The 20422-nt window shown below is 68.4% G+C and carries 15 protein-coding genes; all 15 read left to right on the forward strand.

Going from position 1 to position 20422, the window contains the following annotated elements; translation table 11 throughout:
• Window positions 1–34 precede the first annotated feature (34 nt).
• The 15 genes from AC3WLY_RS07615 to AC3WLY_RS07685 all read left to right on the forward strand — a co-directional run bounded on the left by AC3WLY_RS07615 (window position 35) and on the right by AC3WLY_RS07685 (window position 20400).
• Window positions 35–865, forward strand: a complete 831-nt coding sequence (locus AC3WLY_RS07615; protein WP_175964022.1) for a glycosyltransferase family 2 protein — start codon at window positions 35–37, stop codon at window positions 863–865.
• Window positions 862–3243: a DUF4838 domain-containing protein gene (locus tag AC3WLY_RS07620; protein WP_492309704.1), complete on the forward strand. Its 2382-nt coding sequence runs from the start codon at window positions 862–864 to the stop codon at window positions 3241–3243. Before AC3WLY_RS07615 ends, AC3WLY_RS07620 begins: the two co-directional genes overlap by 4 nt.
• Window positions 3244–3752: 509 nt before the next feature.
• Window positions 3753–4460, forward strand: coding sequence for a glycosyltransferase family 4 protein (locus AC3WLY_RS07625; protein ID WP_492309746.1), 708 nt, complete (start codon window positions 3753–3755; stop codon window positions 4458–4460).
• A 54-nt stretch (window positions 4461–4514) separates the two neighbouring features.
• Window positions 4515–5810 carry a polysaccharide pyruvyl transferase family protein gene (locus tag AC3WLY_RS07630; RefSeq protein ID WP_492309705.1) on the forward strand — a complete coding sequence of 432 codons (1296 nt, stop codon included), beginning with the start codon at window positions 4515–4517 and terminating at the stop codon, window positions 5808–5810.
• 104 nt (window positions 5811–5914) lie between these two features.
• Window positions 5915–6787: an IclR family transcriptional regulator gene (locus AC3WLY_RS07635; RefSeq protein WP_492309706.1), complete on the forward strand. Its 873-nt coding sequence runs from the start codon at window positions 5915–5917 to the stop codon at window positions 6785–6787.
• A gap of 541 nt (window positions 6788–7328) precedes the next feature.
• On the forward strand, window positions 7329–7607 hold the full coding sequence (locus AC3WLY_RS07640; RefSeq protein WP_492309707.1) for a hypothetical protein: 279 nt from the start codon (window positions 7329–7331) through the stop codon (window positions 7605–7607).
• A gap of 399 nt (window positions 7608–8006) precedes the next feature.
• Complete coding sequence (locus tag AC3WLY_RS07645; RefSeq protein WP_175964025.1) at window positions 8007–9008, forward strand: hypothetical protein; 1002 nt, start codon at window positions 8007–8009, stop codon at window positions 9006–9008.
• A gap of 555 nt (window positions 9009–9563) precedes the next feature.
• Entirely contained in the window at window positions 9564–10526 is a 963-nt protein-coding gene (locus AC3WLY_RS07650) for a sigma-54 interaction domain-containing protein (RefSeq protein WP_111021046.1), read from the forward strand.
• Window positions 10527–10687: 161 nt separating this feature from the next.
• On the forward strand, window positions 10688–11095 hold the full coding sequence (locus AC3WLY_RS07655; RefSeq protein WP_034185053.1) for a DUF3467 domain-containing protein: 408 nt from the start codon (window positions 10688–10690) through the stop codon (window positions 11093–11095).
• Window positions 11096–11104: 9 nt separating this feature from the next.
• Entirely contained in the window at window positions 11105–14869 is a 3765-nt protein-coding gene (locus AC3WLY_RS07660) for an N-acetylmuramoyl-L-alanine amidase (RefSeq protein WP_492309708.1), read from the forward strand.
• Window positions 14870–14939: 70 nt separating this feature from the next.
• A complete protein-coding gene (locus tag AC3WLY_RS07665; RefSeq protein WP_310133423.1) occupies window positions 14940–16013 on the forward strand; it encodes a hypothetical protein in 1074 nt (357 codons plus the stop codon).
• Entirely contained in the window at window positions 16010–16273 is a 264-nt protein-coding gene (locus tag AC3WLY_RS07670; RefSeq protein WP_072443952.1) for a hypothetical protein, read from the forward strand. Before AC3WLY_RS07665 ends, AC3WLY_RS07670 begins: the two co-directional genes overlap by 4 nt.
• Window positions 16274–16314: 41 nt before the next feature.
• Window positions 16315–17091, forward strand: coding sequence for a hypothetical protein (locus tag AC3WLY_RS07675; protein WP_492309709.1), 777 nt, complete (start codon window positions 16315–16317; stop codon window positions 17089–17091).
• Entirely contained in the window at window positions 17088–18560 is a 1473-nt protein-coding gene (locus tag AC3WLY_RS07680; protein WP_492309710.1) for a S8 family peptidase, read from the forward strand. Before AC3WLY_RS07675 ends, AC3WLY_RS07680 begins: the two co-directional genes overlap by 4 nt.
• 58 nt (window positions 18561–18618) lie before the next feature.
• A complete protein-coding gene (locus AC3WLY_RS07685) occupies window positions 18619–20400 on the forward strand; it encodes a hypothetical protein (RefSeq protein WP_175964029.1) in 1782 nt (593 codons plus the stop codon).
• Window positions 20401–20422 lie beyond the last annotated feature (22 nt).

Here is a 20422-nt window from a genome sequence, read left to right on the forward strand (position 1 = left end):
GCCGACACAATCCACCACGGCGCGGGGTATCACGATGGAAACCGAAGGAAGAATCAGCGTCATCGTCGTCAATTACGGCACGCCCGACCTGACGATACGATGCGTGGCGTCATTGACGTCGTTGCGCGTCGCACTCGCCGACGACATCGTCGTCGTCGAGAATGCGTCGCCGGACGACTCGTACACGCGGTTGCGGCACGCGTTGCCGCGCGGCGTCAGGCTGCTGCGCGCCGCCTGCAATCGCGGCTTCGGCTCCGGCGTGAACTTCGGCATGGCGGCCTGCCGACGCGACTACGTGCTGGTGGTCAATCCCGATACGCGTTTCAGCGAGAACGGGCTGGCGAAAGTGCTGGAGCTGTTCGAGACACGACCGGAGGCCGGGCTCGTCGGGCTCGACCTGCAGTACCCCGACGGCCGGCGCCAGTATTCGGCGCGACGGTTCTACAGCTGGCTCGACATCGTCGCGCGACGCACCGCGCTCGGCCGCTCGGGCCGCTTTCGCGCGCGGATGGACCAGCACCTGATGATCGATGCATGGTCGTGCGGCAACCCGTTCGATGCCGAATGGGTGATGGGAACGGGATTCGTCGTGCGGCGCGACCTGTTCGAGTCCCTCGGCGGCATGGACGAATCGTATTTCCTGTACATGGAGGATGTCGATCTGTGCGCGCGGACCTGGCTGGCCGGCTATCGGGTGCTCGGCATGCCGGGCGTCACGCTCGTGCACGATCATCAACGACAGTCGGCGGCGAGCCCCGTGTCGCGAGCGGGGCGGCATCATCTGCGCAGCCTGTGGCGGTTCTACCGCAAGTTCCACGTGCCGCTGTCGTTGCCGCCCGGCATCTCGCGGATCGCACGGCAATGAGGCCTGCCGCGCCGGTTCGTGTCGTCGTGCGAGCCGCGGCCGTCGCATTGTGCGCGATGGCCGCGCGCGGCGGCGCTTGCGCGCAGCCGGTGCGGCCGCCGCACGACGCGAACGTCGTCGCCGGAAGGCCGCCGGTGTCGGCGCCGCGCGTGCTGCTCGCGCGGGATGGCGTCGCGCGCTACCTCGTTCGCGCCGGTGCGACGGATGCCGTGACGCGACATGCGGCGGACGAGATTGCCGACTACCTGTCGCGGATCAGCGGCGCGTCGTTCGCCGTGTCGGACGACGGGCAAGACCGGACGCCGGCCATTGTCGTCGGCGGCGAGCATGCGGCGGAACGATGCCGGTCGGCACACGCGGCGCCGCTCGGCAGCGACGGCTTCGTCGTCTGCCGCAGCGGCGACGACCTCGTCGTGGCCGGCGACACCCCGCGCGGCACGCTGTTCGGCGCGTACTGGTGGCTCGACCGCAAGCTCGGCGTGAAGTGGCTCGCGCCCGATGCGACCGAGGTGCAGCAACAGGCCGAGTTGCGCGTCGACACGGCGCCCGTCCGGCAGGTTCCGCGCTTCGCGTATCGGGAGGTGTTGAGCGCGGAAGGGGGGGACAAGCCGTTCCGCGCGCGCAACCTGCTGAACGGCGAGTCGCACGGCACGTCGTATCGCGCTTCCCCGCCCGGTATCGACATGTGGGATCGCAGCTGGCTCGCGCGGGACGGCGATGCGGATTTCTGGACGCTCGTGCCGCGTGACCGGTATGCGGCCGCGCATCCCGACTGGTATGCCGGCGGGCAACTCGCGATGATGTCGGCCGACGTCCGCGCCGCGATGGCGGCCGGGATCGCGAAGCGCCTGAAGCGGCAACCCGACCCGAGCCGCATCTGGTTCGGCATCCGCGACATGGACTGGGGCTGGGATCTGGATGCAGCCAGCCGCGCGTTTGCCGACGCGCATGGCGGTGCGCCGTCGGCGGCGTTTCTCGATATGGTGCGGGACGTGGCGGCGAGGGTCCGGCAGGAGATCCCCGGCGCGCGTTTCGCGATGCCGGCCTATCACTGGGGCTTCACGCCGCCGGACGGCATGCAGGTTCCGGATTACGTTCGCGTGTATCCGATGACGATCCAGGTCGACTACGGCGTCGCGCTGAACGAGGACCGCAACGCATCGCTGCGCGACGGTCTGCGCAAATGGAGCGACATCGCGCGGCACGTCACCGTGTGGGATCACGTCGTGAACTTCGGCGGTTACCTCCAGCCGACGCCGAATCTCTATCCGATCGGCCGCAGCATCGCGTGGCTCGCCACGTTGCCGAGCGTCGACGGCTACTTCGCGGAAGGCGACTGGCAGTCGCGCGGCGGCGAATTCGCGAGCCTGCGCGTATGGTTGATCGCCCGACTGCTCTGGACGCCGACCGCGGACCCGCGCATGCTCGTGCGCGAATATTGCGACGCCTATTACGGCCCGGCTGCCCTGGCCGTCGTCCGCTACATCGATCGCATGCACGCCGCGCTGCGCGCGAGCGGCGACGTGCTGGCCGAACAGACGCCGGTCGGCATGTCGATGTACACGTACGACTTCGTCCGCGAGTCGGAGCGGGATTTCGATGCGGCCGCCCGTGCCGTCGACGGCGATGCCGTGCGTAGCGCGCGCGTTCGCCAGGCGCGCATGCCGCTCGATTTCGTGATCCTGGCGCTGCGCGACCGCTACGCGGCGCGCGCCGCGCAGGAAGGCTGGGACCTCGATATTCGCGGGCGGCGCGCGCGTTTCGATGCGGCGATCTCGGCCGCGGGCGTTCGTCAGTATCGGCAAAGCGGCAATCTCGCGGCACTCGGCGCATTGCTCGATCTCGACCGCCATCCCGTCGTCGCGCCGCCGCTCGTGGCGGGCCTCGCCGACAGCGACTGGCGAGCGATCGATGTTTCGCGCGTGAATCTTTACGACAGCGCGCGCGTGGTGGCCGACCCCGCGGCGCTCGACGGCGCCGCGATAGCGATACGCGGCGATTCCGGCGTCTGGGCAATCCAGCTCAAGCTCGACAAGCTGCCGCGCGACGGGCGCTGGGATCTCTACGCGTCGGTGCGTGTGCCGGAAGGCGGCGCTGCGGGTGGTGCTGACGCTGCGGCCGTGCGGGTGGGCGCCTACCCGCCGATGACGCTGCGCACCGACACGCCGGCGCGCACGCTCGACGATGCGCGATTCGGATGGCTGCCTGTCCCGGGCGGCCCGTTTGCGTACGACGCCGATCACGAGAAGGGCATTTACGTCCACGGAGTCGGATTCGCGCGAGGGCAGTCCGTGCGCGTCGGCACCTTCATCGCCATTCGTCATGGTGCGCCGGGCGGCACGCTGCCGTCGGTTCCGCTCAAAGGGAACGTCTCATGAAAGTTGCCATCGTTTCGCCCATTCCGCTGTTTCCCGTCAATGCCGGCAATCGCAGTCGCGTGCTGAATCTCGCGCGGGCGGTCAAATCGCTCGGCTGCGACGTGCATTTCGTCTATCTGGAATCGCGCCAGACTGGAGGCATGGACCTTGACGCGCATCGCCGGGAGTTCGGTGCCGACCGCGTGTCGATATTGCGCCGCGCGGGCCTCGCGCTGGCGCTGTATCGCGCCAAGCGGGTGGCCTGGCTGGCGCGTCGTCTCGCCGCGAAAGCGGCCGGCAGCCGGCATGCGTACTACACGGGGCTCGACGAATTGTTCAGCGAGCGCTTTACCGGGCAGTTGCGCGCGCTGCAGCACCGCCGTGCATTCGATGCCGTGTTCGTCGAATATGTGTTCTATTCGCGCGCGCTCGATGCGTTTCCCGATACGGTGGTCAAGGTCATCGATACGCACGACATCTTTGCGGATCGGCATGTGCCGTTCATCGGCCGCCCCGGCGCGAAGCGCTACATGTTTTCGATTCCGCCGCAACGGGAGTGCGACGGATTGCGCCGCGCGCATGTCGCGCTGGCCATCCAGGCCGAGGAAGGCGACCTGCTGGCGGCGCGCCTTGGCAGCGGCGACACCCCGGCGGTCGCGGTACTGAGTCATCTGCTCGCGTTTCCGCCACAGGTGGACTGTGCCGCGCATGCCGACGCGACTTTCCTCGGCAGCGACAACCAGCCGAATCGCGACGCCGTCAAATACTTCGTCGACGAGATCCTGCCGCATATCGTGGCCTGGCTGCCGGCGTTTCGCGTGCATCTCGCCGGCACGATTGCCGCGGCCGTCCCTGACGGGCCGCATATCGTCAAGCGCGGCCCCGTCGCCGAGCTGGGCGACGCATTCGCCATCGCACCGATCTCGATCAATCCGATGCTGCTCGGCACCGGCATCAACATCAAGCTGCTCGAAAGCATGGCGCTCGGCGTACCCATCGTCAGCACCCGGACGGGCGCGCGTGGCCTCGGCGAGCATGACCTGCACGGGGTGACCGTCGTGCGCGACGGCGATCCGCAGGGCTTTTCGGATGCGGTCGTCCGGCTCGCGACGGACCGCGCGCATCGTATTGCCCAGGGCGCGGCGGCGCGCGATTCCGCGCGAGCCTGGCACGACACGCAGCTTCGCGTGCTTCGCGAGACGCTCCGGCGGCGGCCGCCCGTCGCCGCGGAGGCCTGACGAATGCAGCCGTCGAAACCGTCGAAACCATCGAATCACCCAGGAGAATCGAACATGTCGAAACTGGCCGGTCTGAAGCAGCGGCTTCGCGTGTGGTTGTACGTCAAGCGATTGACGATGCAATGGCGTCGCGAGGCCTCCCGGGGCGCCCCGCGAAACGACGGCGCGTCCGGCGCCCATCTGCTGATCCTGCCGGGCGATCCGTGGACGCTGGTCGGCTCGAAAGGTGATGAAGCGATGCTGCGCGCGGTCGTCGAGCGGTTGCGGCAGGGGAACGGCGAGTTGAAGGTGTCGGTCGTCACGGCCACGCCCGCGGCAGCAGACGCGGCGACGCAGCTCGGTTTGCATGCGGTCGACGCATGGAACGAGCCATGGCGCCTGACGGACACGGTCGAACGGCTTGCCGCGCTGCGACCCAGCGCGGTGGTCGTCATCGGTGCCGACGTGATGGACGGCTACTATTCGCCGATTACGTCGCTGAGGTTGCTGGCCACGGCGGATCTGCTGGTCAGGCGCGGCGTGCACGGCACGATTCTCGGCTTCAGCTTCAATCGCTTGCCGTACATGCCGTTGCGGCATGCATTCGATCGGATCGACGCGCGGCTGCTGGTCAATGTTCGCGACGGCGTTTCGCTCGATCGATTCAGGCATTTCAGTTCGGCGAGCGCGGAGCTCGTGGCGGATTCCGCCTTCATGCTTCAGCCGGACGATTCGTCCGATTGCGTCAGGGGCACGGCCGCGTGGGCCGAGTCTCGCCGCGCGGCGGGCGATGTCGTGATCGCATTCAACCTTCACCCGATGCTGATCCGCCGGGCCAGCGACGACGATATCGCTGCGCTGGTCGCGTCGGCACAGGCAGCCATTCGCGAACTCGCGAAGCTTCATCGGATCAGCATCGTGCTGCTGTCCCACGACTATCGCGGCCGGGACGGCGACGATACCTGTCTCGAGCCGCTGCATCACGCATTGGCCGTGACGATGGGCGAGCGGCTTTGCTACCCGCGCACCAGGATGTCGGCGGCGGAGCTGAAGGCCATTTCAGGGCAGGTGGACGGCGTGGTCACCGGGCGCATGCATCTCGCGATCGCCAGTCTTGGCATGGGTGTGCCGGTCGCCGCGCTGACCTACCAGGACAAGTTCCAGGGGCTCTTCAGTCATTTCGGTCTGCCGGAGAGCTTCTTGCTGAAGCCCGAGGACGCGATGCGCGCCACGCATCTGGCGGCGGTACTGGACCGGTTCGTGTCGGCGCTTCCGCAACTGCGCAATCAGGTGCGCGCCGCGCTGCCGCGCGTAACGGAGGCGTCATCCAGAAACCTGCGCGGCGTGATCCATGCGATCCGGCCTTCGTGAGCGGTTTCCGCGATATTTTTCCCGCATTCGCAGCAGCGCGGCATGACGCGCGCGATCATGCCGGCGTGACTCAAGTGAGCTGAATTCCAGAGGCATCGTTTCACATGCGGAATCCAAACGAAGATCCGGTTGATCCCCACAGTTCGGGGCTCAAGAAAAAAGCGCATTATCGTGCGCCGGCGCTCGAGAAGGGCCTCGATATTCTCGAGTTGCTCGTCGATCGCCAGTTCGGCATGGCGCAGGCGGACATTTGTCGCGCACTGAAGCGCAGCCGGAGCGAACTGTATCGGATGATGCAGGTGCTCGAGGAGCGGGGATACATCTACAGGGTGGATCGTTACGACCGTTACGCGCTGACCATGAAGCTGTATTTTCTCGGACAGCATCATGCGCCGACACGATCGATCGGCGCGCTCGTCACGCCGCTCCTGCAGCAGTTCGCATTGCAGACTGTCCAGTCGTGCTACCTGACGGTATTCGACGGCGACACGATGGTTGTCATCGCAACGGCCAGCGCTGAAACGGAATGGAACCTCGCGGTCCGGGTCGGCACGCGCGTTCCGCTGCACGGCAGTGCCGTGGGAGAGATGTACCTGGCTTTTCAGGACGAAGACGTGCGAACCCGTTTGCTCCGGAACATCGGGCACGATGTCGAGTCGTGGAGCCAGCGGCGCAGCGATGGCGCATTGCCGGCCCATCGGGGCGACGGCCATATCTGCCGCCCGAACGAGCGCATTCCCGGCATCACGGATATCGCAACGCCGATCGTCGACAAGTCGGGCTCGGCAATCGCGATCCTCGCTTGCCCATACCTGGCGCTCTCGGGAGAAGCCGGGGCGATGTCGATCAGGCAGATCGGCGTCGCGCTGTGCGAAACGGCGCAGCGCATCTCCGCGACGGTCGATCAGCGGTTCATGCAATCTGCGGTCGAGATGCCGTCGCGTGAGCCGGTGCGGACTGCGCGTCGGGCGGGGTGACGGAATCGCGGGGGATTCGTGCGGCGTGGGGCCAGCGCGTGCGATAACGCGCGATACGGGGTGGGGCGATTTAGGTGTCCGCACCCGGACGATGGAAATCGAATCTCAAGGGCCGGAACGAAAAGCCGCGCCGGTATTGGCTCCCGGCACCCGCACGGTCGCCATCGCAGCCCCTTGCGGCATGCCAGGCAGCGGCAATGCGCCACCGCAATGCCAATGCGCGCACGATCGACGATGCGCGGCCCGTTCCTCCGTTGCAAAAAAATTCGATTGCTTATAGAAATGAACAGTTGCATGTGCGATGCACGGATTCAAGAATGAAACGTGTCGAAGGATGCAAACCCGTATCGCGCAAACCGGAAAGTATTCATAGGATAGGTAAACCGCGCGCGCATGCCGCGGCGATCGCCATCGATAGGGGGTGTCGATGGCGTCTGGAACCTGGGTGGTGACGTTTGGTGGCGGCCGCGTTGCATCGAGACAGGCGCGCGGCCGATCGCGATTGCCCGATCCGGGTCCGTTCGTTTTCACGGGGGGCAGCATGGTGAACTGGATCAGCCGTTGGGCGATGCGTCACGCCCCGACGCCGGAAAAAAACGCCGCGTCGATGCTGGTGACTGCTCGCATGGAATTGTTCGCTGCCGAGCAGCGTGTCATCGATGCGAAATTGCGAGCAAGCTACTGGAGCACGCGCGTTGCGTTTCTAGAAGAAGTGCAGCAGCAGGGCATCGATCCGTGGGTACACGCGCTGCCGTCGCCACGGCCTGAAGCCGAGTTCACTCCGCTTGGCGCGGGCCCGCGTCTCGCCGCCGGCACGTGACGGCCATACGCTGCGTGATTGCTCGCGGTGTCTGGAAAAGGCGATCCGGTAAATGCGAATCGATTAGTCAGGACGCTGGTGGCGGACGTCGTGAAAAGTGCGCCCGCCGGCGCGGCGCTGGATTTGGCGATTGCCGCCAGTCGAGCTTTGCGAAACACGGCAACGCACCGGCCAACAGGCGTTCCAGGCCGCCCAAAGCAAGCTCGACATCCATCAGGCGCGCTGTCGAGCCGGCAGCACAGGCCACCAGGCGGTAATGGCTGACTGTCGTTGGAGAGGTGGCCAGGCGTGAACGCTCGCGGCTAGCGCGATAAGGCGTCAGGGGTACCGGCGCCTGCAGATCGCGGCGCGATCCGATCCTCTGGTCTGTTGCCATTGTTATTGCTGGAGCGTGCCGGAATGGGAAAACACGCTGATGTTCGCTTCCGTTTTGCTTTCGCCGCCGCCGTTGGCTTGGCTGCTGCGGGTTTTGCGAATGCCGACGAAGGCGTGCCGAGCCCGTCGAGTGGGCTCGGCCCGGGGCAACGCACACTCGACGCGTACGCCGTTTATGGTAATGGCCGTGCGAGCGAGGGCGGCAACATGCACTGGCGCGCTTACGAAATCGGCTTTGGCCAGGCACTGAACGATTACGCGTCGGTTTTCGTCGCCTACCTGAACGAAGGCCATCCGACGGACAACCATCGCGACGGTTTCGCGCTGCTCGGCGCGGCGCGCTTGCCGCTTGGCGGGAGGGCGGCGCTCGAGTTTGCGGCGGGCCCGTATTTCAGCATGAATACGACACACGTCGGTGATGAGGCGCGCAACGAAAAGCGTCTCGGGATCCGCGCGTCGGCTGCGTTGCGTTACGAGCTCACGCCCAATGGCATCTACCTCAAGGTGCAGTACAACCGTGTTCAGATGGCGGGCGGCCACTCATCCGATGCGGTGCTGTTCGGCATCGGCTCGGGATTCGGCGGCGACCCTCATCCGTCGCTTTCCGACGGCAGGACTCAGTTGAGCGTCTGGACCGGAACCTCGCAAACGAACCGGCCGAGGGTTCCGATCCAGAAGGGTTACCTGGTCGAACTAAAACGGCCGATCGGCAATGCCTGGGCATATTCGGCAAGCTTCGTTTACGAGGGCGTCAACGACGTCGCTGCCAGAAGGGGCGTCGCAGCCCAATTCTGGTACGTTGCGCCGATCTTGAGCAGATGGAGTCTCAGTGCCGGAATCGGCCCCTATCTTGCATACGACAAGAGTGCGCCGTCTGACCGGATGAAGCTTGCTGCGCTTTTCAGCGCGCAGATCGGCTATGAATTTACCAAGGACTGGACTGCGAATCTTCGCTTCAACCGTGTCGCGACCGGCAACAACACGGACCAGGACATGTTCATGATCGGATTGGCCCACAATTTCTGAGGCGGGGTTGCCGTGCAGGAATCCTGACAATTCTGCCGACTTCGCGTCAGTCAGGGGCTGGCCGATGGCACTGGATTTTCAGGACGAAGACGTACGAACGCGATTGCTCCGGAACATCGGGCCGGCGATGCGCTGCTTTCCGGATACGACGCGACGGCCACCCGTCCATGCAGCGTGCCGTTTCGCGGATCTACTGCGCCATTCACGAAGAAACGTCGGGGCTCGTCGCATTCGATCCCGTTATGAAAAAAGCGTGAAATGCCCTATTCGCTTTTTGCGCCGGCGCATTGGCGGCCGGCATTTCGTGCGCAGGCGCCGGTAGTCGGCAGGTTGTACGAATATCGATAATGACACTACACTGATTATCAGCCGGCGCCGGGACACGCGGTTATCCATTCCATTCAATACGCATCGCCAAGTACTAATTAAACGCGTGCCGACAATCGCCATCGAGGATGGTTGCCTTGTTCCTCAATATCCAGCGGGGGGAAAGTGGCGATGAAAATCGGGGCTGCGCATAACCCGTCAGCGGTTTGCTAGCCGAACGGCGCGCGCATGAGCACGACCGGAAGCATTCAGGCGACGTCACTCGGGCTGCATGGCTCGAGCCCCGCGATGACCGACCTGCGCCGCTATCTGGCGAAGGTCGCGCAGACCGATACGACGGTGCTGGTGACCGGCGAAACCGGCACCGGCAAGGAGCGCGTCGCCGCCGCCGTGCATCGCCTCAGCGCCCGCACCGGCAAGCCGTTCATCGCGGTCAACTGCGCCGCCGTGCCCGACAGCCTGTTCGAATCCGAGATGTTCGGCCACGAGCGCGGCGCTTTCACCAGCGCGCAGAACGCGTTTCCCGGCCGCTTCGTCGAGGCCGACGGCGGCACGCTGTTTCTCGACGAAATCAGCGAGATGCCGCCCGCCGTCCAGGCCAAGCTGCTGCGCCTGCTCGAAGACCGCACGGTGATGCCGGTCGGCTCGCTGCGCCGACGCGCGGTCGACGTCCGGATCGTGGCCGCCAGCAACGAAAGACTGGAGGACCTGGTCGCCGAACGCCGTTTCCGCCCCGATCTGTTCTATCGCCTGAACGTCGCGCGCATCGAGATACCGCCGCTGCGGGAACGGCCGGAGGACATCGCGTCGATCGTCGATCACTTCGTCGCCGAACACAACCAGCGGCGTGCGATGCGGGTGGGGCGGCCCGATCCGGCGTTGCTCGAATGCATGCGGCACTACCGGTGGCCGGGCAACGTGCGCGAGCTGCGCAACCTGGTCGAGGCGTTGTTCATCGATGCGCCGGAAGGGCGCCCGTTCGGGCTGGGCGACCTGCCGCCGGCGTTTCGCCGCCTGTTCGTGCAGGACTTTTCCGCCGGCGAACATGAGCGCGAGCGGTTGGTCTCGGTGCTGCGCCAGACCAACTGGAACAAGATGGAAGCGGCGCGCCAGATGAACTGGTCGCGCATGACGCTGTACCGCAAGCTGGCCAAGTACAACCTGGACGGCGGCAACACTGCATCAGTGTGACAGCGCGGCTGTCACATGGTACAGCCCGGCAGCCTTCACGCATTCCGGTCCGACCGGGAAATTCCACGGCAAATCATGCGCTTGCGTCAGCGCGCGCGGGTTGGCCCGCTCCTTGCGAAGATCGACGGACAGACCGCCCGTCGCCATGCAAGGAGGCTGTCGTGCACGTCATCGAGCCACTCCAGGACGCCCCGCCGGACCCGGCGCAGCCGGCCGGCCAGCCACGGCCGCTGCTTGCCAGTTATGCGAATTATTTCGAGGTCGGGCATAACGCGTTCGAGTTCCTGATCGATGCCGGACAGGTCGAGCCGCAGTCCGGCAACGTCCAGTTGATGAGCCGCATCGCGGTCAGCCCGGTTCACGCCAAGCTGCTGGCGCAGTTGCTCGCGCGCTCGATCGCCCAGTTCGAAGCGACGCACCACGACATCCCCGACATTGCCGACATCGCCGAACCGGAACCGGATCTGGCGATTCTTCCCCCGCAGGAATTCGAACAGCGCGCGATCGATGCGCGCAGCAAGCCGATGCTCGGCGGCCGTCGCGACGAGCCCGATCAAAACCAGAGCTGAGGACACGACATGGCAGCGCAACTCCATCCCAACCGCATGGTCGTGACCGACCGCTTCCCGATGCTGGGCTTCACGATTCGCGTCGGCCACGCGCCGTGCGTCGCCGAACTGGTGATCGCCACAGATCCCGCGCTGTTCGTGCGCAAGGAAGGCCGCACGTCGTCGACGTTCTATACCAGCCGCGAGGACGGCCTGCTGGCGATCCCGCGCGGCGAAGCGGTGTTCATGGTGCCGCCGGCGGTGCTGGCGCGCTTCACGGGCGCGGGCCGGCTGTGGTTCGGTCTCGCCACCGCCGCGTCGCCCGATGCCGACGCGTGGACGGTGGACGTCCTGCCAAATGCCGACAGCCCCTACGTGTCGCTGTCGGGGCTCAGCGACCGGGGGTTGCGCAGGGTCCTCATGTTCCCGACGCGCGGGGGGGCCGGCGTCAGGAGCCCGCTGTTGAGCTGGGCGGGCGACGGCACCCGGCCGGGCGCCACCGCCGTGCCGGCGCCAGCCGCACCGGCAGCCGTCTCCGCCGCGCCGCAGCCGGCCGTCGAGGCTGCGCCGCCACACCACGACGTCCACTACGACGACGGGTTCGGCCCGCTGCCGCCGCTGCACGCCGCAGCGCCGGTCGCAGCGATCCCCCCTGCGCCGGCACCGGCGCCCGCCGCCGCGCCGGCGCCCGTCTCGCAGGGGATGGGCGACGATGCCGACTTCCGCATTGCCGGCGAGCGCCGCAGCTTTACCTGGCCGCGGCCGCGCAAGCTCTCGACCGTCGAGCGGGCCGCGCTGCGCGCGATATTGAGCGCGAATCCGGCCACCGCGTCGCTGCTGCTGCTGCTGCCGGTCGCGATGCGCAACGGCCTGTCGGTCTCGATCGGCGCAGGCGCGGGCGCCGGGCTGGAAGCCGGGGGCTCGGGCTCGGTCGGCCTCATCTTCGACGCCAATGGCGACGACATCGGCGCCTTCGCGGCGGGCGAGCTCGACTTCGGCTTCATCGTGTCGGCGAGCGTCACCGGCCAGATCAGCCTGCTGCGCGGGCATATCGACGATTTCGCGGGCGCCGGCACGTCCGTGGGCGTGATGATCGGCGAAGCCCCGGCGGGCGGCATCTCGGCGCTGTTCAACGCCCGCAACGAATTCGTCGGCGTCACGCTGTCGGCCGGCGTCAGCGTCGGCAGCCCGGTGAGCATCTTCGTCGGCGTCTCGCGCGCCGCGTCGGGCACGATCGCCACCTCGTCGTCGCTCGCGTGGTCGCGCAGCCTGAGCGACGACCCGGAGGCGTACGGCATCGATACGCCGCCGTACAGCGACGACGACGCGGCCGCCGAGCCGGCCGCAACGGCCAGTGCGCTGGCGCTGGGGGCGCGCGAGAACAGTCTCGTCACGCGCACCGCGGCCAGCCCGAATTTCGACGAGGGGCGCGGCAGCAGGACGATCGACCGCATCATCATCCACATCGCCGACGTGCCCACCGTGCAGCACGTGGTGAATACCTTCACCAATGCCGCGTCCAAGGTGAGTTCGCATTACCTGGTCGGGCAGGCGGGCGAAGTCGTCCAGTTCGTCTCCGAGGCCGATACGGCGTGGCACTGCAAGGGCTCGAACCAGCGCAGCATCGGCATCGAGCATATCGCGGTGAAGCGCGGCGGCGCCGACTACCCGCGTCGCAACGGCACCGTCCAGCATTTCGATGCGCTGGCGCCGACCCCGCTCCAGTACGAAACCTCGGCGGCGCTGGTCGCGTCGCTGTGCGACAAGTATCAGCTGCCGATCAATCGCACCACGATCATGGGCCATCGCGAGGCCGACACGTCGACCGGCCATACCGCGTGCCCCGACGGCAACTGGGACTGGGACTACTTCATGCGGCTGGTCAACAGCCGCACCTGCCAGCCGCAGTCGGCCGGTCAGGCGCTGGGGCTCGCCGCCCGCGGCCTCGGCGACGACATTCCGCTCGATCCGGGCGTCGGCGGCCTGTCGATCGGCACCGATGCGCTGGAGATCGGCGACATCATTCTCAGCACCACCGGCAATCCCGGCTCCGGCGTCATTCGTGCCGGCTCCGGCGCCGAGGTCAGCCATGCGATGCTCTATGTCGGGCAAGGCGGGCAGGTGATCGAGGCGATTCCCGGCGGGGTCCAGCTGCGCCCGCTCGCGGATGCGCTGGCCGACGCGCGCCTCGCGGTCGCGTTCCGGGTGCCGGGCCTGACCGATACGCAGAAGCGGCAGGTCGCCGATGCCGCCGCGCGCTACCTCGATCGCGGCTTCAACTATGTCGGGCTGGTCCGCTGCGGCGGCTACCTGATCGATCGCCACGCGTGCGAACTGCTGTCGGGCGACGCGGCGGAGCGCTGCCGCCGTTTCGTCGGCCGCATCGAGCTCGGCGAAGGCGCCGACACCGACAACTTCTTCTGCTCGCAACTGGTCGCCCAGTCCTTCCAGGACGCGGGCAAGCCGATCGTCAGCGTGCCGCCGCACTGGGTGCCGCCGGGCGATCTCGCCAGCCTGTCGACCGGCACGATGGCCCCGGGAACGCTCGCGTATGTCGGCCACCTGAAGGCGCCGATCCCGAGCCGCGGCTTCTTCGGCATCGGCCAGGCGCTGTCGGCCGCCCCGGGCACCGCGCGCGCGCTGGGCGCCGACGACTGGACGGTGAACTGGGACGAGGTGCAGCTGACCCCGCAGCCTACCGACATGGGGTGCTGGGCAACGGCCGCGTCGATGGTGATCGGCTGGCGCGACAACCAGAGCGTCGACCCGGCGCTGCTCGCGCGCTGCATCAGCCTCGAGCGCCAGATGCAGGATGGCCTGAAGCCGGCCGAGGTGGCGGTCTTCGCCGGGGCGTCGAGCCTCACGGTCGAACCCAATGCGTGCTTCGCGCCCGAAGGCTTTCGGCGGTTGCTCGAGGCCAACGGGCCGATCTGGGTCGCCGAAGTCGTGCGCGCGCCGGTCAACTTCTTCCATGCGGTGGTGGTGACGGGCATGTATCGCAGCGGCGACGCGTATTTCGTGCGGATCACCGATCCGCTGGACCGCGTGGTCGGCACGCCGGGCCATCCCGGCGCGCGGACCCTGCCGCCGACCCACGCGACCGGCAGCCGCTACATCATGACTTACGAGGATTTCGTGTCGGAATACGAGGCCGCGGCCGGCATCGGAGTGATCCAGCTCATGCATGCGGGCGGCACGTTCGGCCACATGATCAATCGCGGCAGCGCGGCGGGCGCCGGCTACGCGCTCGGCGTCGAGCCGCCGGCCGCGGGCGGCGAATTCGGCTTCGGCGTGAGCCTGACCCGGCGCACCGAGAGCCGCGACGGGCGCAGCTACGATCTTGCGCAACTGGCCGGGCTGGTCCAGCCCGCCAATGCGCTGGCGGGCGGCGCCGGCCAGCCGCGCATGACCGGTCAGCGCATCGCCCTCGACGACTGGCCGTACATCGACGGGCCGAGCGGCCGCACGTCGGCGCCGGTGACGATCGACTGGGCGTGGCAGGGCGGCGCGGTCGGCGACGTGGCGATTTCGCCGGGCGACGGGCAGATGCTCGACGGCTGGAGCGCGCTGGTGCGCGCCGATATCGGCCGCGGTTCCGGCACCCCCGAGCGGGCGAGCGTCAAGCTGCGCATCACCACCACGTTCCGGCATGTCGGCGAGGAGGATCAGATCGGCGTGACCGAGGTGGCGCTGAACGGCGACGGCCGCTTCCAGACCGTGCACGGCGCCGACGGCGCGGCGCCGCTCCCGGCAAGCGGCACGCAACCCGCGGCGCGCGAATTGCAGCCCGCCTGACCCCTGAGGGACACGCGCGATGGTCCGCCACATTCCCCCTCCGCCGCCACGCGGCGCGGCAACACCCGCGATGGCGCTCGCTCGCGACGCGTTCGGCCGCGAGATCGTCGACGGCTCCGGATCGAGCGACCCGGGCAGGCAGGACGGCGCGTTGCCGCAAGCGACGCCGGCCGGCGGCCCGGGCGCGTCGGCGCCCCCCAAGGAGAAGGCGACCGACGCCATCGGCCGGCGTGCGGCGGCACTGGCCGACGCGATCGATTTTCCGACCTTTGTCGCGAGCCTCGTGCATGGCACGTACGACGCGATCGTCGACAGCTCGATCAAGCAGGTCGAGAGTTTCGCCGATCTGGTCGGCGCGGTGGCCAAGCCGCTTGACCAGTTCGCGCAGGAGAACGTGACCGACGGACAGGCGCGCGCGTGGCTGGTCGAGCAGTATCCGCACGACGTGACGCTGGTGCAGGACGGCGGCGAATACCGTCTCGCGCCGGTGGTCCGGCCCGGCGACGACGACGCGGCGCCCGCGCCCGCGTGGCTCGCCGAATTCGGCGCCGCCGACGGCGCGTTCGACGCCCAGACGCTCGAATCGGTGGTGCTGCCCCGCGCCCGCGAGCGCGTCGCGCAACATCGGCTGTCGACGCTGTCGACGATGGTGCTGCTGGGCATGCAGCGCGTCGTGGTCAAGGACGGGACGATCGCCGCCAGCCTCAATTTCCAGGCCAAGGCGCGCGACCGGGCCGCCGTGCAGTACGCGACGTCGAACGACCCGTCGTCGGGACAGACGACCTGGGGCGGACGGGGGACGTCGGGCGACGTCGTCACCACGGTTTCGACCGTTGCGGTCAATGCGCAAACCGATACCGATCTCAAGGCGACGCTGACCGGGAAGGTGAGCATCAATTTCGCGTCGGAGACACTGCCGCTCGACCGTTTCGTCGACGAGGCGTCGCGCAATCTGCTGGAGCGGCACAGCCGGCCCGCGGCGCGGATCGCGCCGCCGGCGCCGACGGCCGCGCCGGTCGCCCAGCCTGCCGCGCCGGTTGCGGCGCCCGCTCCCGCGGCGACGCCTGCCTTGCCGGCGGCGGCCGCACCCGCCGCGCCCGCTGCTCCGGCTGCGCCCGCATCCACTCGAGGAGAACCGGCATGATTTCGCAGCGGCCGCTGGGCGAGACGCTGGGCGCGTTTGCCGACGTTGCCGAACTGCTGACCGCGGGGGCGGCGCAGGGGCTGCAGGTGCGCTCGCTGGCCATGGAGCTGCCGCTCGACCTGCGCGTCGCGCGCGGCGCCGGCGGCATCGAGCTGGTCGGCGACCTGCCGCAGTTCCTGACCCGCACGGCCTTCGATCCGGAGCCGGCGCGGCTCGTGATCGTCCTTGAAGCCGTGCCGGCTGGCGGAGCGGGGCAATGAACAGCAACGCCAGCCTGCGCCTCGAGGATTTCATCCAGGCCGTGCAGAGCCAGCTCGACAACGCGCAGGCGGCGATGGCGATCAAGGCGCGCAACCTGAACCTGCCGCTGACCTTCGCGATCAAGGACGTCAACCTCGATTTGCGCGCCCATGTCGAATTCGTCGAAAGCGAGGTCTGGATTCGCCCCGCCGGCCCGGGCGACAGCGACAGCAGCACCTTCCATCTCGTCTTCACGACCATCACGCGGCCGGCGATCGAGGAGAACGCGATCGCGCTGTCCGAGGACAGCAAGGACCAGCCGCTGGACGCGCTGGGCGACGAACTCTCGGCCGAGGACCGCAAGCGGCTGGAATGGGCCGGCGTGCGCACGGTCAGGCAATTCCGGCAGGCCGAGCAGCGCGACATGGTGCATGCGATCGGCCGCGTCACCAACCTGTCCGTGGACCGGCTGCGCCGGGCGCTCGACCGGGCGTCCGCGCCGAGTGTCGAGCGGGTCGAGCCCGTGGCGCCCGCCACCGACGCGCTGCCCGATGCGTCGCCGCTGCTGCGCGTGGTCGGGCGCAATCTCGTCAATGGCGGGCACGCGCCGCTGGTGCGGATCGGCAATCGCCCGGTCGCCGTGCTGCAATCGGCGGACGACGAGCTGCTGCTCGCGCCCGGTCACGACCAGTGGGCCGGCGAACTCGCCGTGTCGCCGACGAGCCGGCATGCCGCCGCCGTGGCGTTCGACCTGAGCGCCTTCGCGCCGCCGCCGGCGCCCGCCGCGAGGCCGATGACCCTGGCCGCCGTTCCCGGTCAGGAGGAGACGCGGCCATGACGATCCATGCACTCGGCACGCCGTGGGCGTCGCCCGGCGAGCGGCAGTTCAGCCTGCCGACCAGCCTGCTCCTGAAGCTGGCGCTCGGCGAAGCGCCCGAGCATGTGCCGTCGATCCGCGACGTGACGCGCGGCGCGCTGGCCGCCGCGCAATGCATCGACGGCGGCCCGGTCGACCGCATCGTGGTCGCGTTCGCCGGCCGCTTCCTCGCGGTGCGCCCGTTCAGCGCGCTGGCCGGGCGCTGGGTGCCCGGGCAGGCGCACCACGGTTACGACGCGGTCGAACAGACGACGGGCATGGCCCGCACGCTGCTGCTGCGCGTGCCGGCCGGCACGCCGATCGGCGCGCTGTGCGACTCGCTCGCGCAGCTCGCGAGCGTGGAGAGCGTGACGCCCAACTACGTGGCGATGGTGCCGATGGACGCGCCCGGCCGGCTGGCGCCCGTGCCGCCGGCTGCGCGGTTCGCGCAGGATGCCCGCGCGCTGGTGCGCATGGCCGACGCGCATGCGATCGAGCGGGGCGACAGCGGCGTCACGGTCGGCCTCATCGACAGCGGCATCGCCCGCCAGCATCCCGAATTCGCCCACGCGTTCCGCGCGGGCGCCGACACGGTGCGGCTGGAGCCCGGCGATCTGTCGCCGGGCGTGCAGCTGCTGAGCGGCCACGGCCATCGCGGCGATTTTCCCGAGGACCGCTTCGTCGGCCACGGCATGGGCTGCGCGGGCATCATCGCCGCCGAGGGCGTCGCGATGCCGCGCGGACTCGGCGGCGATTGCCGCATCCTGCCGATGCGCGCGCTGGCGGCCGCCCGCCTGCCGGGCAAGGCGCACGCGGTCGGGCTCGGCGCGATCGCCGACCTCGACCGCGCGCTCAAGCTGGCGGTCGACCTCGGCGCCAAGGTCATCAACATGAGTTTCGGCACCGACGATGCGACGATCGCCGCCAACCGCCCGAAACCGCATGCCGACACGATTGCGTATGCCGCCGCACGCGGCTGCATCCTCGTTGCCGCGAGCGGCAACGACGGCAGCGTCACCCGCTACTGGCCCGCCGCCTACCCGCAGGTGATCGCGGTCGGTGCGGTGGGCGACGACGGACGGCCCACCCCGTTCTCGACGCGCGGCCCGCACGTCGCGCTGTGCGCACCGGGCGAACGGGTGCTGACGAGCGCGATCGAGGCCTATCAGCTTGCAACCGGCACCAGCTTCGCCGCGCCGTTCGTCGCGGGCGCCGCGGCGCTGCTCGTCGCGTATGCGCAGCGCCGCGCCTATCCGCTCGACGGCGCGACGGTACGCGATCTGCTCGTCGCCACCGCCCGCCCGTTCGCGCCCGGCGCGGCCGACGGCTGCGGCGCCGGCATTCTCGACGCGGCGGCGGCGCTGCAGGCGCTGTCCGGCCGCATCGATGCGTACGAAGCGGCGGGCGACGACGGTTGCGCGGGCAAGGAAGGCAGTGCCGACGACGGCTGACTTGTGCACCGGATCCCGTTCATTCCCTCGAACCGACCGGATTTCAAGGAGAAGTTAAATGTTTCATGTCAATGATCAAGTCCGCTTCCTCGACTTCGTCGACCTCGAGACCCGGGCACGCGACGGGCTGGTCGATATCGTCAACCGGCTCGAGTCGCTGAAGCGGCCGCTGGTCGCTGCCGAGCGGCAGCAGCTTGCCCTGTGCAAGGCCATTCTCGACGTCGTCTACCGCAGCAAGACGTCGTCCGGCGACGTGGCAGAGGTCTGCGACCCGCTGTTCGTCGCCACCCGCGCACTGCTCGCCAGCAAGTCGCTGGTCAACCCGCCGCTGCTTACCGAGGACGAAGGCCGGCTGCAATTCCGCGAGGACGACGCTAAGCATTCGGACCACGAGCCCGCGTCGATCACGCTGGTCGCGCTGGTGCTCGGCATCCTCGCGGTGGACGGGGCCACGCCGCCGCCCGTGAAGGTCGCGGACGGCAAGATCGTGCCGGACGACGACAACGGGCTGATGAACGCGTTCACCCGCCAGTTCTTCGCGGCGGTGGGCGAAGCCAATTCGTACGGGGCGCTCGCGCAGCGGGTGCTGGCGCTGCTGTGCATCGAGGGCGATCCCGACGGCCGCAGCGGCCAGCAGCAGCCGGGCGTGGTCGCCACCGAATTCGCGCGGGTGATGCGCGGCCTGCAGGCCCGCAAGATCCAGGCCGACGAGCCGCAATTGCGCCGCCGCATCAACGAGGAGCTGAACACCATCCAGAACATCGGCGGCGAGGATGCGATCGCCGATCTCGGCATCGACCTGCCGAACCTCGAGGATCTGGAGGACGCGAACATCGTCGCCGACAACGTGCGCGTGATGGGCCCGATGATCGTCGCCGCGATGTTCGACGAGCTCAAGGTGTTCCAGGTCGTCGACCGCATCGTCGAGCAGTTCCAGCACGGCACGCTGCCGATCGGCCCGGGCAATGCCGGCAAGCTGCTCTATCGCTACTGGCGCGAAACGCCGAACCGCATCTCCGAGCAGGAGCGCAAGAACTTCGCGGCGATCACGCTCGGCGTCCCGGGCGGCGATCCGAATACCGCGGGCAACCGCGAATTCAACGATCTGTGGATCCGCTTCGTGTCGTCGGTGTCGTCGTTCGTGCGCCAGACCGAGGTCGACGCGTTGCTGCGCGCGAGCGTGCCGAACCCGATCAACCACCAGCAGGTGCGCAAGGCCGCCCGGGATCTCGCCGGCAACCTTTCGCTGCACGGCTACGGCATGGCGCATTACGCCGCGCGCGAGATCCAGTCGCAGGTCAAGTTCATGATCGACCTGCTGCAGGACCCCGAGATCCGCGGCTGCTACGGCGCCAAGGACATGTGGCAGGTGATCGACCAGGTCGCGACCTACGATCTGGGCGGCGCGCGCACCAGCTCGCGCTATCGCACGCTGGCGACCTGCGGCACGATCATCACCGCGTGGCTGGCCAACAACGTCGATCGCGTCAACAAGGCGACCGGCCCGCTGCTCAGCATCGACCAGATCGCCAATCCCGACGTCTCGTCGAACCACAAGTCGACCGTCGATCCCACCGACTACGACCTGGTCAACGCGTGCGAGCTGTGGCTGGCCGATACCGCGACCACCGATACGCAGATCGAGCAGTTCTCGCAGCCGCGCGAGGCGCCGCAGATGACGTCGAAGCCGGTGCCGATCCCGGCGATGGCGCGCGAGATGCTGGACGGCGTCGGCGATATCGGCGCCGGCATCGGCCTCGGCACGGGCGTGCCGGTGACGGCGGGCTACGGCGTCGGCACGCACAACGGCGCGAGCTACTACTCGAACCGCCCGCACTGAACCGGCGTTGCGTGCGCTGCGC

The sequence above is a fragment of the Burkholderia sp. FW306-1C-G01B genome (assembly GCF_058781685.1).

Coding starts and splice junctions, on each gene's coding strand:
- AC3WLY_RS07640 (WP_492309707.1), top strand. CDS start 7,329: ATGGTGAACTGGATCAGCCGTTGGGCGATGCGTCACGCCCCGACGCCG.
- AC3WLY_RS07670 (WP_072443952.1), top strand. CDS start 16,010: ATGATTTCGCAGCGGCCGCTGGGCGAGACGCTGGGCGCGTTTGCCGAC.
- AC3WLY_RS07625 (WP_492309746.1), top strand. CDS start 3,753: ATGTTTTCGATTCCGCCGCAACGGGAGTGCGACGGATTGCGCCGCGCG.
- AC3WLY_RS07685 (WP_175964029.1), top strand. CDS start 18,619: ATGTTTCATGTCAATGATCAAGTCCGCTTCCTCGACTTCGTCGACCTC.
- AC3WLY_RS07660 (WP_492309708.1), top strand. CDS start 11,105: ATGGCAGCGCAACTCCATCCCAACCGCATGGTCGTGACCGACCGCTTC.
- AC3WLY_RS07615 (WP_175964022.1), top strand. CDS start 35: ATGGAAACCGAAGGAAGAATCAGCGTCATCGTCGTCAATTACGGCACG.
- AC3WLY_RS07680 (WP_492309710.1), top strand. CDS start 17,088: ATGACGATCCATGCACTCGGCACGCCGTGGGCGTCGCCCGGCGAGCGG.
- AC3WLY_RS07645 (WP_175964025.1), top strand. CDS start 8,007: ATGGGAAAACACGCTGATGTTCGCTTCCGTTTTGCTTTCGCCGCCGCC.
- AC3WLY_RS07650 (WP_111021046.1), top strand. CDS start 9,564: ATGAGCACGACCGGAAGCATTCAGGCGACGTCACTCGGGCTGCATGGC.
- AC3WLY_RS07630 (WP_492309705.1), top strand. CDS start 4,515: ATGTCGAAACTGGCCGGTCTGAAGCAGCGGCTTCGCGTGTGGTTGTAC.
- AC3WLY_RS07635 (WP_492309706.1), top strand. CDS start 5,915: ATGCGGAATCCAAACGAAGATCCGGTTGATCCCCACAGTTCGGGGCTC.
- AC3WLY_RS07665 (WP_310133423.1), top strand. CDS start 14,940: ATGGCGCTCGCTCGCGACGCGTTCGGCCGCGAGATCGTCGACGGCTCC.
- AC3WLY_RS07620 (WP_492309704.1), top strand. CDS start 862: ATGAGGCCTGCCGCGCCGGTTCGTGTCGTCGTGCGAGCCGCGGCCGTC.